At 39.3% G+C, this 17,493-nt stretch carries 12 protein-coding genes; 7 read left to right on the plus strand and 5 right to left on the minus strand.

Translation table 11 applies throughout. The features are described 5' to 3' along the window. Nucleotides 1-752: 752 nt before the first annotated feature. Together AC2SLN_RS08190 and AC2SLN_RS08195 are read right to left on the minus strand one after the other, a co-directional pair. Nucleotides 753-878, minus strand: a complete 126-nt coding sequence (locus AC2SLN_RS08190; protein WP_486548300.1) for a hypothetical protein — start codon at nt 876-878, stop codon at nt 753-755. Between the two features lie 420 nt (nt 879-1,298). Continuing rightward, a complete protein-coding gene (locus tag AC2SLN_RS08195; protein ID WP_486548299.1) occupies nt 1,299-1,907 on the minus strand; it encodes a hypothetical protein in 609 nt (202 codons plus the stop codon). 459 nt (nt 1,908-2,366) lie between these two features. Between AC2SLN_RS08195 and AC2SLN_RS08200 the strand changes: the two genes are divergently transcribed. Further along, nucleotides 2,367-3,323: a M48 family metallopeptidase gene (locus AC2SLN_RS08200; protein WP_486548298.1), complete on the plus strand. Its 957-nt coding sequence runs from the start codon at nt 2,367-2,369 to the stop codon at nt 3,321-3,323. Between the two features lie 186 nt (nt 3,324-3,509). Here the strand turns inward: AC2SLN_RS08200 and htpG are convergent, their stop codons facing one another. From htpG to ispH, 3 genes are all read right to left on the minus strand, one after another. Next, nucleotides 3,510-5,468 carry a molecular chaperone HtpG gene (gene htpG, locus AC2SLN_RS08205; protein WP_486548297.1) on the minus strand — a complete coding sequence of 653 codons (1,959 nt, stop codon included), beginning with the start codon at nt 5,466-5,468 and terminating at the stop codon, nt 3,510-3,512. A 694-nt stretch (nt 5,469-6,162) separates the two neighbouring features. After that, a complete protein-coding gene (locus AC2SLN_RS08210) occupies nt 6,163-6,996 on the minus strand; it encodes a thioesterase family protein (protein ID WP_486548296.1) in 834 nt (277 codons plus the stop codon). A 170-nt stretch (nt 6,997-7,166) separates the two neighbouring features. Continuing rightward, a complete protein-coding gene (gene ispH, locus AC2SLN_RS08215) occupies nt 7,167-8,123 on the minus strand; it encodes a 4-hydroxy-3-methylbut-2-enyl diphosphate reductase (RefSeq protein ID WP_486548295.1) in 957 nt (318 codons plus the stop codon). Nucleotides 8,124-8,529: 406 nt separating this feature from the next. On the opposite strand from ispH, the gene gmk reads away from it, so the two are divergent. The 6 genes from gmk (at nt 8,530) to AC2SLN_RS08245 (ending at nt 17,485) form a co-directional block, all read left to right on the plus strand. After that, nucleotides 8,530-9,144, plus strand: coding sequence for a guanylate kinase (gmk, locus tag AC2SLN_RS08220; RefSeq protein ID WP_486548294.1), 615 nt, complete (start codon nt 8,530-8,532; stop codon nt 9,142-9,144). Nucleotides 9,145-9,266: 122 nt separating this feature from the next. After that, entirely contained in the window at nt 9,267-9,527 is a 261-nt protein-coding gene (gene rpoZ / locus AC2SLN_RS08225; protein WP_486548293.1) for a DNA-directed RNA polymerase subunit omega, read from the plus strand. 1,320 nt (nt 9,528-10,847) lie between these two features. Beyond that, nucleotides 10,848-13,028, plus strand: a complete 2,181-nt coding sequence (locus AC2SLN_RS08230; protein WP_486548335.1) for a RelA/SpoT family protein — start codon at nt 10,848-10,850, stop codon at nt 13,026-13,028. A gap of 144 nt (nt 13,029-13,172) precedes the next feature. Further along, a complete protein-coding gene (locus AC2SLN_RS08235) occupies nt 13,173-13,568 on the plus strand; it encodes a Rid family detoxifying hydrolase (RefSeq protein WP_486548292.1) in 396 nt (131 codons plus the stop codon). A gap of 305 nt (nt 13,569-13,873) precedes the next feature. Then, entirely contained in the window at nt 13,874-16,267 is a 2,394-nt protein-coding gene (locus AC2SLN_RS08240) for a primosomal protein N' (protein ID WP_486548291.1), read from the plus strand. Nucleotides 16,268-16,372: 105 nt separating this feature from the next. Next, nucleotides 16,373-17,485, plus strand: a complete 1,113-nt coding sequence (locus AC2SLN_RS08245; RefSeq protein WP_486548334.1) for a cation diffusion facilitator family transporter — start codon at nt 16,373-16,375, stop codon at nt 17,483-17,485. The last annotated feature ends 8 nt before the right edge of the window (nt 17,486-17,493 follow it).

A 17,493-nucleotide genomic window follows, 5' to 3' on the forward strand; every position in this document is an offset into this window, starting at 1 on the left:
TTAACAAATCCTTTGTTAAACGCTTAATCTGACTAACACTTTAATTTAACTCAACGCCAAATGGAATAGCTTAAAACAACCACCACCCTAAAATCTAATAAGTTAGCCAAAATTTCATGTTTCTCAATCCTTTGAAATAGCTGAAGGCGCTCATTTTTATGTTAATCCTTATATTGAATATATACTAATGTATATAAGGGCAACTGCCACCTTGGTTTTTAAAATGAAATTTAATATCTCATTATAAGCACATTTACAGCCACCCTATCAAGAGCCAAATGAAGGTTTTTGAATAGACATAGCCATGTTAAAAATGTATTAAGATATATTCAGGCCACTCTTTGAGGTTCTTTTGAAAAAAATCTCATAAAAAAAGGACTCGTTTGAGTCCTTTTTTTATATATCTAATAAAGTGATTAAACGTTTACGCTTATTTTAATAAAAGCTCATTGACACGCTTTAAGTAAGCCGCTGGATCTTCTAGCTGACCACCTTCGGCATGCCTTTTTTTAATTTAGGCTGTGTGGCACCATTTTTACTTTCATAAGTAACAAACCATCTTCAACATAGTGAAAAATGGCAAATTAGTTACTTTTCATAATTATTATTGGCTAAGAGTAAAGGTAAAAACATGCCTTTTTTTCCTTGCTATTCTAGCTCAACACCATATTCTATGGTTGGTAAATCAGGATTGGTAATCACGAAAGATTTAAGTAAACTTGGTAAAGAAACAGGCGGAAGTTTTTTGAAATTTATCGTGCCGTAAAGCTCATCACAATGCTCTTTATGCAAACGTGAATACGCATAAAAAACTCATGTGCTATCAGATGATTAACTTCTTCTTGCGTTTGAATATCATCTAGCATGTTGGTTGACATCACAATATACCCTTCTCTTGTATATGCCGAACCTGACTCTACAAGACCACTTGATAAGATAAACTCTCATGTTTTAGGTGTGGCAATATTTAGGTCTGCAATTTTATTTTCTAAAACATTAACCGCAGTCTCTACTTTTCCCTGTTTTCCCATATCCCATGCCACCAATGACTTGGCATAATAATCTTTTAATGGTTGTTGCTATGGCTTATGGTCACTTTTAATTTTTGCTTGCTCATCAAATTTGCTTAAAGATTTTATGTAGCCATCCTCAGTTGACAACCTTGTAAGAGCCTGTTTTTTATTTAAAAATTTAACTGCCATTTTACGATTGAAGTATACCATTGATACGAAAAGGCTCTGTAATCAAGGTTGTTGATTGTCGTAAATCTTACCCAACCGCCTTTTGCAAGAGGTGTATTAATAACGACATCTCTTATAACTGGCTGTCTGTTTTAGCTCACGTAACTTTTCATTATAAGTATCTATATTCATATCAGCGACTGCCCCATCTATCATACTGCCAAATTCATCAACATCATCATCAGCAAAAAGATAATCAATATCTGCATCATCCATATCATCTTTGGCATTTTCTAGTTTGGCCTCATAAGACCATATCTGTATTGAGATATCTGCACAAGACATTGAAGAACTGGTATTTTTTGGTTGATTGTAGATATTAGCATGGTGATTATTACCATTACCATTGCACTGTTTATGGCTACGAGCATGTCTAATTTTAGACAATTTTTTATTATAAGCATCTATATCCATATCAGCGACTGCACCATCTAGCATACTGCCAAATTCATCAACATCATCATCAGCAAAAATATAATCGATATCTGCATCGTCCATATCATCTTGAGCGTTTTCTAGTTTGGCTTCATAAGACCACATTTTTTTATCCAGCTCATGGCAAGACATTGAATAATATTGGTCATCACTATATTCTGCATTTGCATGAAAAGAAAAGCTAAGAGATGAGATAAGTATGGCTAGTATACCAAAAGAAAACTTGTTCATAACAATCCTAAATTTATTAAATGTATAACTCTAAGGTTATGCTTTGAGAGTAATAAGCTTTGTTACCTAAACCCCTTCTTTCAGATTTAGAGAATCTAAATCTGAAATTTACATAATATACCCAACGCACATAAAGAACTGGGTTTCTTCTATGTATCAGTTAAAGTAATTTAAGCTATCCAGCTAAGAAATAACCCGAATCTTGAAGAGTGTTGGGTATATAGCAGTTGATAGTACAAGTAAATTAATTCAAAACTCTGTTAATTGACTTGGGATAAATTGCTTTTTTTATTTAGAAGCCAACCATGCTAAATTAAACAACTTGTTACATTGTATATACATATGATAGTATCACGCTTATTACAGAATTGTTAGTACGTTGCGTTTGTCATGAAAAAAACCCTAACTTTTGACTAAGTTAGGGTTTTTTATTTTTATATATTGCGTTTAGGAAAGAAAATGTGCCAGTCAGACCATCTTGTTAAAAAAAGTCGTCATCGTCTAGAGATGCCTCTATTGATAATTTCTGCGTTATTAACCTTATTTGTCACTTTATCTGCCATCGGTATTGCGATTTTTAAAGAAGATATTGTGCAATATTCACAAGAGTTAGTCATTGAAGAATATAAATCCGAGCATCCTAAAGAAGCTGACTTAGAACATGATGCCATCTTAGAAAAAATATCTGAAGAGGATCAAAACTTAATATCCAGTGTTGAAAAATTAAGCCTTCCTTTAATTCTAGTCGCCCCTTTTATTCTTATTTTAGGTATGATTCTTGCCATCGGTAAAATATTTGGAGATTTAAGAGGTAATGGCATTCAAATTACCCCCAATCAGTTTGGGGAGGTTTATGAGCTTTGGGTCGAATTAGCGACTGAGTTAGGCTTTGAGAAAATCCCTGATTTATATTTAAAAAATGGTAATGGTGCATTAAACGCGTTTGCCACTTGTGTGCCTGGTTATCGCCGTTTTGGTGCCATTTATTCAGATATTTTAGAAAAAGCTTTAGAAAATAACGATATGGATATTGTGCGTTTCATATTGGGTCATGAGCTGGGACATATCCGTTTAGGTCATGTATTTTGGTGGTATGCCCTATTGACCTTTATTTCTAATTTACCTCTGATTAAATACATTATAGGCCTGCCCTTAAGTAGAGCCAGAGAGTATGGTTGTGATAAGCTCGGCTATTATTTATCACATGATATAGAGTGTAAGGGTTTGATGATGCTGGCATCAGGCAAACATTTGTATAGAAAAGTTGACTTAGCCGAATACGAAAAAAATCATATTGAAACTAATAATATATGGGATACAGTAAATAATGCCATGATAGACCACCCTAATATCAGCTGGCGTATAGAGGCTTTAAGAAAAAATAAGCATGGTGACCTTTTTTTCAAAAAGAAATGATAGGGCACACCCTTTTAGCAAAACCTAAATTTGGGATAAGCCAGTGAAGTTGTTGGATCTCTTTCCTCAATACCAACCACCCTTGATTCATCGTTTTTTTCATGATTGGTATTAGTCATTGCATAAAAAAAGGACTCGTTTGAGTCCTTTTTTTATATATCTAATAAAGTGATTAAACGTTTACGCTTATTTTAATAAAAGCTCATTGACACGCTTTAAGTAAGCCGCTGGGTCTTCTAGCTGACCACCTTCGGCAAGTAACGCTTGGTCAAAGATAACTTGTGCCAGCTTGTCAAAATCGCCGTCAAACTGCTCACTAGAGTCAAGCTTTTGAATTAATGGATGATTTGGGTTCACTTCAAGCGTAGGTTTAACGTCTGGCACTTCTTGACCCATTTGCTTCAGCATTTGTACCATTTGCGGGGTCATCGCACCCTCTGGCGTCACTAAAATCGCAGGACTATCTACCAAACGGTTAGAGACTCGTACGTCGCTTGCACGCTCGCCCAATGCTGTTTTCAACTTTTCAACCACAGGCTTCATAGTTTCTTGAGCTTTTTCAGCTTCTGCTTTTTCTTCTTCGTCTTGCAAGTCGCCTAAGTCAACCGCTCCTTTAGCGATGTTTTGTAGTGGCGTGTCATCAAACTGGGTTAAGAAGTTCATCGCCCATTCGTCAACACGACTGGTCATTAAAATAACTTCGATGCCTTTTTTCTTGAACAACTCGAGTTGCGGGCTATTTTTAGCAGCAGTTAAACTTTCAGCCGTTAAATAATAAATGGCTTTTTGGCCGTCTTTCATACGCTCTTTATAGTCTGCAAAGCTAGTTTCTAAGCCGTCATGGGTGCTAGTGGTATAACGAAGTAGCTTAGCGATGCGCTCTTGGTTGGTTATGTCTTCGCCAAGGCCTTCTTTGATAACGTCACCAAATTCAGCATAGAACTCTTTAAACTTCGCTTGTTTGGCTTCCTCCTCACTATTAGCTAAGCTTGCCAATAGCGTTAATACACGGCGGGCGTTACCATCACGAATAGACTTCACATCACGCGACTCTTGCAATAACTCACGGCTTACATTAAGCGGTAAGTCTGCTGAATCAATCACACCTTTTACAAAGCGCAAATACATTGGCAATAACTGTTCGGCATCGTCCATAATAAACACGCGTTTAACATACAGCTTTAAGCCATGTTGCTGTTCACGTGCGTACAAATCAAAGGGCGCTTTTTTAGGAATATATAATAACTGTGTATATTGAACCCGACCTTCAACACGGTTGTGCGTCCACGCTAACGGCTCATTAAAGTCATAGCTGATGTTTTTATAAAACTCTTGGTATTCTTCATCGTCAATCTCAGAACTTGAACGCGTCCACAGGGCACTGGCTTTATTAATGGTTTCCCACTCGTCAGTCAACACCATTTCGCCAGATGGCACTGCATTTTCATCTGAATCAGCGCCCTCTTCCTTTACCTCTTCTTGCCATACTTCTTTACGCATTTGAATCGGTAGGCTAATGTGATCTGAATACTTATTTACCAATCTTTTAATTTTATTGCGGTCAAGATAGTTGTTTTCGCCTTCTGTGTATTCTTCTTTTAGATGTAGTGTTATTGAAGTACCACGCTCATCTTTGGTAATCGTCTCAGTTGTGAACTTACCTGTGCCATCAGATACCCAACGCACCCCTGTATCAGCGGACTCCCCCGCTTTGCGAGATTCAACCGTAATTTTATCGGCAACAATAAAGCCTGAATAAAAACCAACCCCAAACTGACCGATGAGCTGGCCATCTTGTTTTTGTGACTCAGAAAGCTTGTCTAAAAATGCTTTAGTGCCCGACTTAGCAATGGTTCCTAAGTTCTCAATGGCGTCGGCCTCATTCATACCAATACCGTTATCGATAATGGTTACTGTCTTTGCTTGTTCATCGACATCAATACGAACTCTTAATTCGCCATCTGTCTCATACAAACTATCATCCGCTGTGGCCTCAAAACGCAGCTTATCGCAAGCATCTGATGCGTTTGATACCAATTCACGCACAAAAATATCAGCATTTGAATACAGTGAGTGAGTCACTAAGTGTAATAGCTGGGAAACTTCGGCCTCAAAAACATGTTGAGTTGCATTTTTTTCGCTCATAAATTCCTCTTTGAAAGATAGATTTAATTTAATTTTATTTTGTCTTTAGAGATAGATTACAATTGAAGTAATCTTAATTCCAAGTCTAGTCCTTTTCATTAGTCCTTTACACTAATATGGGCGTGGGGTAATTTTTTCAAGGCGATGCTAAGATTAATGCTCGCTAATTTAATCTCAGCCTTTCAAACGATATGATACATGATAAATCGAACGCTCAATGAGTCCGTTGTATAACAAGTTGACGGTCATCAAACTAATAGATATCTAATACGTATAAGACATTAACATTAGTTTGGTAAACATCACTATTAGCTTAGGACGACACTGTACTGTGAGTCAGTATAGTTCAAAGCATTTGAATTTAAGGCATGTGAATTTAAGGTATTTGAATGAAATGAGAGAAATAGTAGGGTAAAGCTGGTTGATACATCAGCCTCGGTAGTTGCGAGGTATAAAAAATAGCGTGAAACAACTCATTTAGTTTGTTTAGCTCGCCTAGTTGACAGGGCTTAGGTTATTGAACCTCATGTTATAAAGGTGCAAAAAATTATTAGCAGCGATAACGCTTTACTAGTTAACGCTTTACGCTTTTGATTGCACTAAAGCATGAGTCTTTTTTACTATATTAAGCTTTGAGCGTTCTATCCCTATACTATCTATTCCAATACTGTTTAGCCCCTATCTTGATTACCCATCACTGCTTTTTATTTGGCTTATTTGGCATCGGTCGAACCGTTAGAATTTGTTCACTACGTCCAAATGGTCCGTGCACATCATGCAATATTGCGCTGGTTAATCCAATACCATCGGCACCATGTTGTTGTACAGCTTCGACGCCTAACCAACGACCTTGCGGCAATCGGTGCATATGAATTTGCAAATCTGTATTGGGAAACATCCATTCAGCTGAAGCCAAGTCCATTCCCGTTCTAGGTACCACCCCATTCGCCACATCAGCCAAACCAAGCAAACGTACCCAGTCTGCCGTTTGCTCTCCTTTCACGATTTCAGCATCTGTCGTTATCCATACCAAACCTTTACCAGGGCGTCTATTTGGTTCTGACTTAAGCTGCAAACTTTCAATAAACCCACCTGGCCATCCTCTAATCTCCTCCCACGAGGGCAAGTCCTCTGGAGGATGGGGTGCTTTTGCGTCTTCCAACCCTGCAATTTCACTGGTATCTTGCGTTAATAAACGCCATGCTCTAGCGACAACACAGTCTCGCCCCTCACTATTCATAACTGACTCAACCAACTCAATGGTTTTACCCGGCCGAATAGTACGCGTAGTGATGGTAAACTCTTTAAGCGGAATCATGCCGAGAATATCTAAACTAACTCTTGCCACTCTTAAACTATCTTGTGGATGAAATTTAGCAATCTCATGCATCAGTACCGCTGTGGCTGGGCCCATATGCTGTTCATTCTCGTTCCACGCCCCCTGAGCATGTTCAGTAGGTTTATAGTGGGCGACACATGACCCATCTGTCATGCGCTCACGTTTTAAACTCTGATAATAATTAACCATAAGTCATTCTTAACCTTAGTTTACGGTAAAACTTCTGTATTTATTTTAGATCTGTATTTAGTTTAGATCTGTATTTAGTTTAGATCTGTATTTAGTTTAGAGTGATATATGCGATATAAACGTTAAAATTTATAATTTATGGGTCTATATGTTATGGGTCTATATGTTTGTTATGGGTCTACTTGAGAAACAGGGATACGTAACGCCTTCGGTAAACTAAAGGTGACATTTTCTTCAATACCCTCAATCTCAGATGGCAGACTCCCCCCCCACCTTTGCAATTGACTAAGTACATCTTGAATAAGAATCTCTGGAGCAGAGGCACCTGCCGTTACACCAACTGCGTTGACACCATCGAACCAGTCTTTTCTCATTTCACTGGCATCATCAATCAAATATGCCTTACAGCCCATACGCTCAGCCAGCTCACGTAAGCGGTTAGAATTTGAAGAGTTGGGCGAACCAACCACCAAAACAATCTCACAACGGCTTGCCAAATCTTTTACGGCATCTTGACGATTTTGTGTTGCATAGCAAATATCATCTTTACGTGGCCCTTGAATCTTGGGGAACTTCTCACGCAGCGCATCAATTACAATCGCTGTATCATCCATTGATAAAGTGGTTTGGGTCACAAATGCTAACTGTTCAGGATCGCTTACCTCAAGCGTTTTCACATCTTCTGGGTCTTCAACCAAGTGTATCTCGCCGCCATACTTTCTACTAAACCGGCCCATGGTACCTTCAACCTCTGGATGTCCTTGATGACCAATAAGCACCGCATCCATACCATCGCGAGCAAATTTTGCCACTTCAATATGCACTTTAGTAACCAGTGGACAAGTGGCATCGAATACGGTTAAATCTCGACGTTCGGCTTCATCCTCAACAGCTTTCGACACCCCATGTGCTGAAAAGATAACAATCGATCCATCTGGCACTTCGTGTAACTCTTCTACAAATACCGCACCACGATTCGCTAAATCTGACACCACAAACTTATTATGTACCACTTCATGGCGCACGTATATTGGGGGATCAAAACGAGCCAATGCTTCGTTAACAATGGCTATGGCCCTGTCTACCCCAGCGCAGAAACCACGAGGATTTGCAAGATAAATCTGCATAATATACCCTTGCATTAAATGATGAAAATTGATAAATAATTTGATAGATTAAATAGTTAAATTAATAAATATTTAAATTAATAAACAGTATTTAACTGATTCATTAAAAGTCTTTTATAGTTTAAAGGTTGCAATGGCCTCTACTTCTCAATATAAGCAATGTGTATAATGAGCACTCAATCAGATTGCAATCAATAATAATTGATGATGGTATTTAAACTAAATAACTGAAATATGGCTTGAATAAAATACAGTTCAAATACCATTACCATTAAGAAGCTGCCAGATTCGTTCATACTTTACCATAACTTTTTACATAGTCAGATACAACATTTGCACATTTTGTTTCTAATATGAATTTTAAGATTGCAAACTTTACCCTTAATAACTGCCCTGAGAGAGATAAATGAAAGGATCCCTGTTCATTATTACCGCAGCTTCTGGTACCGGTAAAACTTCGTTGGTTAAACAGCTTATTGCCACTACCAATGACTTAGCTGTCAGTGTATCACACACGACTCGCCAGCCTCGTCCCGGTGAAATAGATGGTATTGATTACCATTTTACCGACAAAGAGACATTTAGTCAGGGTATTAAGGCGGGAGACTTTCTGGAACACGCCCAAGTATTTGAAAATTTTTATGGTACGTCTCAAAAAAGTGTCAGTGACCAACTAAACTCAGGAATAGATGTTATTTTAGAAATCGATTGGCAAGGCGCTTTACAAGTTAAGAAGATTTACTCAGATGCCATTATGATTTTTATACTACCACCCAGTTTAGCGACTTTGCGGCAACGCTTATCATCAAGGGGCCTAGACAGTCAAGAAGTGATCGAAAAGAGACTTGCCGGTGCCGTCAATGAGATGAGACAATATGTACATTTCGATTATGTGGTTATCAATGATCACTTTGAAGTGGCTTTGTCTGAGCTTAAGTCTATTATTGTAGCAAAGCGCCAAACCCTTGAACGCCAACAAGCACGGTATAGTGAGACAATTGCAGACCTAACAACCCCCTAAAATTTTGCTAGCCACATAAAAATATGGGCACATAGGTTGCTTATTTTTGCTATAATTACTGATTGACCTTATTAACCAGTTATTTGCAAGCATCACTTACCACAGTGATAAAAGAGGATTTTATGGCACGAGTTACAGTAGAAGACTGCTTACATGCAGTAGATAATCGCTTTGAGCTAGTATTGGTTGCCAGTAAACGCGCTCAACAATTAGCGAAAGGTACAGCTGAGCCATTGGTTGAAGTTGAAAATGATAAACCAACAGTTTTAGCCCTGCGCGAAATAGCGGCAGGCTTGGTATCAAGAGATATTCTCCATCAACCTGACCATCACTTTGCGACTAACTCGCTAGACTTAGCACTTAGCAGCGGTCATGGTTTTTAAGATAGACTAATTTTAATATAGACTCATCTTGTTATAATTTTTCTATATCGCTCTAAGTCACAGCTCGAAATCTTGCGAACATATATATGAAACCACAACTGGCTTTATGCCACTTGTGGTTTTTTAATTGCAGACATATCCGGTTTTAAATAAATACAGTAGTAATAAATAACTATATATAATATATAACGATGCAGCTGCATATAAAATAAAAACCACGAATAACAAGTGGATTTACTGACATAGGAGATTAACTGGGCATAGGAAGTTGGTTAGTCGGTCAATGCCGTATCTATTCTATTTAAGGCTTATTTTGGGTAACGTAGAGTGACATTACAAAGGTTAAAATAAAGACCAAGTCGATTGTTTTGTATTATTAACTATTGACATAATGACACTTTTGCGTTTAATTAGAAGCACTAGAGTTTTATAAAAATAATACTATTAACTCAAAGTATTAGGGTGGCAGATCAGTTCGGTTTAAACACATTATTTTGTGCTTAGTCATTCTGATCTAAGAAAGTTGAGTAACTCTTTTTTTATTTATTAAAATAAAGATGAATAAGAAAGGACCTTTTAAGACAGTTGCTCTGCCTTACCCCAAAAATATAACACTAGGACTATTATTTGCCTTTATTTTAAAGTATTTAAATTATTTATTTAATAAGTGAGTTTTTACAAACCCAAGACCCTATTTAAAGTAGTAAAATTAATAACTTAAATTTTAAGATATTTACAACAGTCGCTTACTTTTACTGCGTTAACTCTCTGAGATGTTGACTGCAATAAAGCGGCTTTTTTTGACCGTATAACTTTACTCTATAGCTCAATCTATCTCTTATTTCAATCTATACATTGGTATCGTCATATACTGACATTGGATTTATAGTCTTAGATTTCAGTAGGTAAGCGTTGACCATTTGCTAAGTACGCATACAGATCTATAATCTTATGATGATAAAATCAAATGTAAAACGATAAAATAAGTTTAACGCTTTGAGAAAGCTCATTTCATTGTTGAATAATTAATAACATCAAACTAAAAATTGACAAGTATTAACACTACCGGTTGCTTTGCTGAAGGATAGCTAAACCATGTTACAGCCAACACACAGACTGAATGAAGACCATAATACTGGCTTGAACACCAGAGATTCAGAAGCACGCAACATAGATGGTTCTCGTTATAGTAATGAAATAGACGGCAAACCCGTGAACTATATAACCAATTCAACAACCGTTATAGACCCGACTGACTATATTGATCTTAACATCTCTTTGCCAGATTCGAATACTGTCGATCATTCTTATAAAGCAGATATGAAAGATCTCCCTAAACTTAGTCACCATCTTGTTGATGAAGCACAATATAACTTGATGCGTTCAGTGGCCTACCTTAATGTAAAAGAAAAGAAAGATGTAATTGATGCCTGCCAATATGCAGATATTGCCCATAAGAATGACTTTCGCAAGTCAGGAGAACCATACATTACCCACCCTATCGCAGTCGCTGAAATATTGGCTGGTTTTCGATTAGATCGGGACACAATCATTGCCGCAATTTTGCACGATACAGTAGAAGATACTGAGGTCACAGATGATGAAGTCTCTAAACGATATGGTGTTACCGTAGCCCGTTTGGTAGATGGCGTGACCAAACTTAAATCTTCAAGCCATAATAAGCAGCAAAACAAAGCAGCTACCTTTCATAAAATTATGTCAGCAACCCTTGACGATCCTCGTGTTTTGGTTATAAAACTGGCAGACCGATTGCATAATATGTCTACCTTAGATGCAGTAAGACCTGAGAAACAGCGCTCAACTGCACGTGAGACTCTACAATTTTATGTGCCCTTTGCACGCATTATGGGACTCAATGATATTGCTGACTACATTGAGGTACTGTGCTACCGAAATATCGACCCCATTATGTATACCAAAATGTCTGATAAGCTGTTACAGCACGGGCTGGGGCGCAAATATCAAAAAGATGCTATTCAGCAGTATTTAAACCATTTACTTGATCGACATAAGTTATCTGCTCATGTGCGTGTACTTGACAATCAAGTCATTATGTATCGTCAATTTTTTCGTAACCGCGGCGATATTGATGACTTACTACGCCACTATGCTTTTGAGATTGTTACCCACACGATCGAAGAATGCGATTTATTAGCTGATTATCTAATAAAGAAATATGCTATTCCTGAGCATCAAGTAGAGGACAATATTCGCCATCCACTGCCTGGTGGCAACCAATCCCTTACTCTAACCTACGTACGCGATAACGACACCATTAAAGTAACGATTTTGACCCGAAAAATGCAAGCAGCCGCTCGACTTGGCGTCATTGGTGAACATGCCTCCGAAGTCAGCCGTTCGGTCATTCAAGCGTCGCTTCGCAATATGAAGGAGCTGATAGATTTGGGTCAAAACGATCAAAGTACCGAGCTTGACTACGGTAGCATGGTTGACACAATTGACGACTTAATATCCTATCTAAACTCTCGGAAGATTTTATGCTACAGTCCAAAAGGTCGTGTATATGAATTGCCACGAGGAGCTACCGCTTTAGACTTTGCTTACGCGGTTGGCCCAAAAGTCGGCAATATTGCTGTTGGCGCTAAAATCGATGCCAAGAGTGCTAAATTAGGATCAGTTTTAAAAAGTGGACAAACTGTCGAGATAGAAGTAGATAAAGATGCCAAGCCAAAAGCCGAATGGCTCGGCATTGTGGTTACTAGTAAAGCGCATCGTACTTTACGCCGTTGGTTTAGTAGCTTATCTCTCGCTGAGCAACAACTGCATGGTAAGCAAGCGCTAGATCGGGCTCTACAAACTTATGGCAAGTCTCTGGCAGATGTTACTGAAGAAGATTGGCAGGATTTGTTGCATTGGCAAAATACAGACAGTAAATCGGTATTATTTGAAAAAATGAGTGCAGGTAATTTGCTACCACAGCTGGTTGTATCCCGCCTCTTTAGCGATGATGTGACCAAAAATCATGAACTGGCGCGCAAAAAAGGTTTTGATCGACCTAATCAGTTATTATCTAATGCTAATGGGGTCGAGGTACACTTTGCAGGATGTTGCCGCCCTATTTTTGGCGACCCTATTATTGGTCATTTAACCACACATGGGTTGATGCTTCATCGCCATCGTTGCTACTCAATTATCAATAAATACGTTGATAAGCCTTATGAGTTAGTTCAACTGAATTGGTACAGTGAAGAACAGATTGAAGAGAGCATCGATCATCCAAGTGAGCGACCTCATTTTACTGCTTTTCTTAAAATCAACCTTGCATTAAACGAAGAGCAAGTCTCACACGTCGTTTATACTCTACGTCAGTTAAATATTGGGGTTGAAAAGGTTGATATACGATCGGATTCCACTGTCATCAATGTTATCGTCCGTAGTCGTAGTCATTTATTAGAGGGTATTGAAGCATTAAGACCTCAGGTTGGGTTTGGTAGTATCCGCCGTTTATACCGACTTTAAGAAGCTCTATTCACAACCTATAATTGGCTATTTTTGCCTAACTTTAGCGTAGGAATACAGGTTCTAATAGTTAATTGGAGCTCTATAGGCCATACTTATTAAATATTTTAAATAGCGCATCGTTAAATTTATTAAGGATTACTTATGTCACGTCAAATTATTCAAACAGACAAAGCGCCAGCGGCCGTTGGCACCTATTCACAAGCAGTCAAAATTTCAAGTACTGGTGGCAGCACTGTTTATATTTCTGGTCAAATAGGCTTAGATCCGAAAACCATGACATTGCAAGAAGGGTTTGAGGCTCAAGCCGCTCAAGTCATGGATAATATTGAAGCTATTTGCAAAGCTGCTGGTGGCGAACTTAGCGATGTCGTAAAATTCAACGTATCACTGACTGATTTAGCGAATTTCAACGCTTTAAATGCGATATTTGTTGAGCGATTAAGCGCCCCCTATCCTGCCCGCGCTGCGGTACAAGTGGCCGCATTACCCATGGGCAGTGTCGTCGAAATTGAGTCGATTTTATTTATCGAAGCCTAGGTTAAGTTTACTAAGTATCAAGCGCCCTTAACTAATACTTAAGCTCATTTATTAAGATCATTTAATACTTAAACGTATTTAAACAGGCACTCCTTATCGTCTATACTCTGTTTATATAGGTTATTCCAGCATCCTAATTGCTTAGCTTAGATAAGATGCTATTTAGGCAGGCAATAGTAGTCTAAGAATAGGAAACGGCTATGCACAAAAAAAAAGCGACTGATACTATTAAGAATTACTCTGGATTAAATCCAATGAGCTTAGTCGTTTCCAACTAAATTTCACAATTGGAGTAGTCCGCACTCATGCTCATTCGTGTCGCTCTACCAGTCCCTTTGTATCGTGAGTTTGATTACTTACCCCCAACAGATAGCACAGCTTTAAGTCATCCAACAACAAGTTTAGACCAACCCTTATTGCAAGAAACAAAGCTTCCGCCTGTTGGTGGGCGGGTAAAAGTACCTTTTGGAAGGCAAATTCTCATTGGTGTTGTTGTCGCACATATCAGTAAGAAAGACTGCGATGTACCCGTTAATAAACTCAAAGCCATTAAAGCATCCTTAGATGATAAACCCATTTTAAATCAGGATATGCTAGCTTTAGCTCGTTGGCTGGCTGGCTATTACCACTACCCGCTTGGCGATGTTATTTCAGTAATGTTACCCTCGCTCATTCGTCAGGGGAGGCCTCTGGATTTGCTCATTACCCATTGGCGAATACTGCCTAACATTAATGAAGATGACTTTAAGCAAAATGCTCATAAGCAAAAGCTGCAATTTACGATGCTTAAACTGCATGGCAAACATGGCGCAAGTGAAGATGTTTTACTTTTAGAAGGGATGGAGCGCCCTTTTCTTAAGCGTTTAGAAGCAAAAGGCTTTATTGAGTCATATCTTAAAGAAACACAACCCCCACAGCCGGTTCGCTTGGCAAAAATGCCACTAGATTTAAATGACGAACAAGCCCATGCAGTAAAGCAAATAGTCCAGACCTTTCATGACAAAAGATACACAGGATTTTTGCTTAATGGGGTTACCGGTAGCGGAAAAACTGAAGTCTATTTACAAGCGATGCAGCCTGTTTTAGAAGCAGGTAAACAAGTACTGATTTTAGTCCCTGAGATTGGTCTTACCCCCCAAACAAAAGCCCGATTTGCTAAACGTTTTGCAGCCAATATTACCCTACTCCACTCTGGTGTTAATGATACTCAGCGAATGCAGGGTTGGGAAGACTGTAGGATTGGGCAAGCACAAATTATTATTGGCACACGTTCATCCGTACTGTATCCGTTTGCAAACCTTGGCATGATTGTGGTTGACGAGTCACATGATCAATCCTACAAGCAGCAAGACACCCTACGCTATCATGCAGCTGATGTGGCACTCTATAGAGCCTTTCAAGCTAAAATCCCAGTCATACTTGGTACGGCTACCCCTTCGCTTGAGCATTTTAAACTGGTTGATGATGGCAAACTTGTCGAGCTTGCTCTAACAAAGCGCGCTGGAACCGCAAAGCTGGCGAAGATGAAACTGGTAGATGCTAGAGATGCACCGACCATTTATAGCAACCTTCCTGTTTCTGTTCAGTCCAGTCAAGCACAGTCAATACAAGCACAGTCAAACGAAGCAGCATTAGTCAAACCAAACCTTCTCCCTAGCTCACAAACCTCACAAAACTCAGGCCTGACAGAACAGATAATTACAGCTATTCGCCAGACACTTGAGGCGGGCGAACAGGTGTTGGTGTTTTTAAACCGTCGCGGCTATGCCCCTATTCTCCTGTGTGGTGCATGCGGTTGGCAAGCGAATTGTGTTCGCTGCGATTCCCACTTAACAGTGCATCATAGTCAATTGAATAGCCAGCAGCCAAGCTACCTTAAATGTCATCATTGTGATTGGCAAAGCCCTATACCTCAGACTTGCCCAGACTGTCATAGTGTTAACTTAGATGCGGTTGGTATGGGTACAACTCGACTCACTGAAAGCCTGCATGCGCTGTTTGCCAATCCACAAACCAGTAAAAAAATATACCCTATTATTCAAATTGATCGAGATACCACGCGCAAAAAAGACAGCTGGGATAATATTTACCAACGCATTAATACAGGAAATCCTGCCATTTTAGTTGGCACACAAATGGTTGCTAAAGGTCATCACTTTCCAAATGTAACATTAGTGTGCCTACCAAATGCAGACCGTGGCTTTTTGTCGCCAGATTTTCGCTCCCCTGAACATACGGCTCAGCTTATTGTGCAGGTTGCAGGGCGCTCTGGTCGTGGCAGTAAACCTGGAACCGTGCTGATTCAAACCGTACAACCGGAAAACCCTTTATTGCAAAAGCTTGTGGGTGAAGGCTACCATTCTTTTGCCCTAGCTTTGTTAAAAGAACGTAAAATGCTCGGGTTACCTCCGTATACTCACGGTGCATTGATTCGTTGTGAAGGAAAAACTTTACAGCGCACGACCCAAGCGTTGCAAGATGCTATCTCAATACTGCCAGACAACAAACTCGCAATATTTGGTCCTGTAGATGCCCCAATGAAAAAGAAAAATAGCCGTTTTCATTCACAACTACTACTTTTATCAAAACAGCGCCCACACTTGCATCAAATTCTTGACTATTGGTGGCCACAGGTAATTGAACTTCCTTCAGCTAAATATTTAAAACTGACACTAGATATCGACCCCATAGGCTGGTAAAACTCGCATATTAATGGCATGTTTTTGAGTACACTAGCTTATTTACCAAACTTTAGCCGCAACTTGCCGCTAAATTATTTCCTCAATACGGAGATTAAAGGAGCGATGAACACCCATAATTCACATAACAATGACCATCCAGCGCCTGTTATAGAAGATCACACTATAGCCCATGATCCTCCGCATTTTCATGATGAACCGAAGGCGAGGGATATGAGTAAACAACGTCGTACTCTGTTGTTTAGTTTTTTAATCATTACCGTGTTTATGTTGGTTGAGGCAATTGGAGGTTTACTAACTCATAGTTTGGCGCTTTTATCGGATGCGGGTCATATGCTGTCGGATGCGGCTGCCCTAGGGGCTACCCTATTGGCGTTTAAAATAGGTGAAAAGGAGGCTAATAGTGAAAAAACTTATGGATATAAGCGCTTTGAGATTTTAGTCGCCGGTGCCAATGGGGCCACCTTAATTATTATTGCAGTAATGATCTTATGGGAGGCTTTCGGGCGCTTTACTTCCCCGCCTGACATTGCTTCTAGAGGTATGTTAATAATTGCCAGTATTGGGCTAACCGTCAACCTAATTGTCGCTTGGCTATTGCATCGTGGTGGTGCGTCACACTCACACAGTCACAGTAACGGGGACGATCACAAACACGAGCACGATAATCCTAAGTCTACTGAGACAAATCTCAATATGCACAGTGCTTACTTGCATGTATTAGGCGATTTACTAGGCTCAGTAGCTGCTATTGTCGCCGCTTTAGCCATGATATGGATGGGTTGGTGGTGGGCTGATCCGGTTGCCTCCATTATCGTCGCTATTTTAATTTTAATTAGTGGGTTTAGGGTGGTAAAAGCCTCGACACATATCCTTATGGAGGGCACGCCAGTAGAGATTTCGGTGGATGAAATAAAGCATACTATTGAATCCCATGAGTCCATTATTACCGTACATGACCTGCACATCTGGAGTATCACAAGCGGGCTTCATGCACTATCTTGTCATGTCGTCGTTGATGGGGATATGCGAATTACTAAAGCCAGTGAGCTAATCCATGACCTCGAGCACCGTCTTGAAACATTAGGAATAAGCCACACCACAATTCAGGTAGAATCTGTGGAGCATCCACACAATCGTCTTGACGCCATCGTGTGTTCCTTAAATGACGCTGAACATAATCATACAGAGCTTAGCCATATCGGCCATAACCATTAAATGCTCAG

This window comes from Psychrobacter sp. CX90 (assembly GCF_057396305.2).

Excerpts from the sequence above, each read along its gene's own strand:
- AC2SLN_RS08235 (WP_486548292.1), top strand. The coding sequence starts at position 13,173 with ATGTCACGTCAAATTATTCAAACAGACAAAGCGCCAGCGGCCGTTGGC.
- AC2SLN_RS08210 (WP_486548296.1), bottom strand. The coding sequence starts at position 6,996 with ATGGTTAATTATTATCAGAGTTTAAAACGTGAGCGCATGACAGATGGG.
- AC2SLN_RS08245 (WP_486548334.1), top strand. The coding sequence starts at position 16,373 with ATGAACACCCATAATTCACATAACAATGACCATCCAGCGCCTGTTATA.
- ispH (WP_486548295.1), bottom strand. The coding sequence starts at position 8,123 with ATGCAGATTTATCTTGCAAATCCTCGTGGTTTCTGCGCTGGGGTAGAC.
- gmk (WP_486548294.1), top strand. The coding sequence starts at position 8,530 with ATGAAAGGATCCCTGTTCATTATTACCGCAGCTTCTGGTACCGGTAAA.
- AC2SLN_RS08190 (WP_486548300.1), bottom strand. The coding sequence starts at position 878 with ATGTCAACCAACATGCTAGATGATATTCAAACGCAAGAAGAAGTTAAT.
- AC2SLN_RS08240 (WP_486548291.1), top strand. The coding sequence starts at position 13,874 with ATGCTCATTCGTGTCGCTCTACCAGTCCCTTTGTATCGTGAGTTTGAT.
- rpoZ (WP_486548293.1), top strand. The coding sequence starts at position 9,267 with ATGGCACGAGTTACAGTAGAAGACTGCTTACATGCAGTAGATAATCGC.
- AC2SLN_RS08195 (WP_486548299.1), bottom strand. The coding sequence starts at position 1,907 with ATGAACAAGTTTTCTTTTGGTATACTAGCCATACTTATCTCATCTCTT.
- AC2SLN_RS08200 (WP_486548298.1), top strand. The coding sequence starts at position 2,367 with ATGTGCCAGTCAGACCATCTTGTTAAAAAAAGTCGTCATCGTCTAGAG.
- htpG (WP_486548297.1), bottom strand. The coding sequence starts at position 5,468 with ATGAGCGAAAAAAATGCAACTCAACATGTTTTTGAGGCCGAAGTTTCC.
- AC2SLN_RS08230 (WP_486548335.1), top strand. The coding sequence starts at position 10,848 with ATGAAAGATCTCCCTAAACTTAGTCACCATCTTGTTGATGAAGCACAA.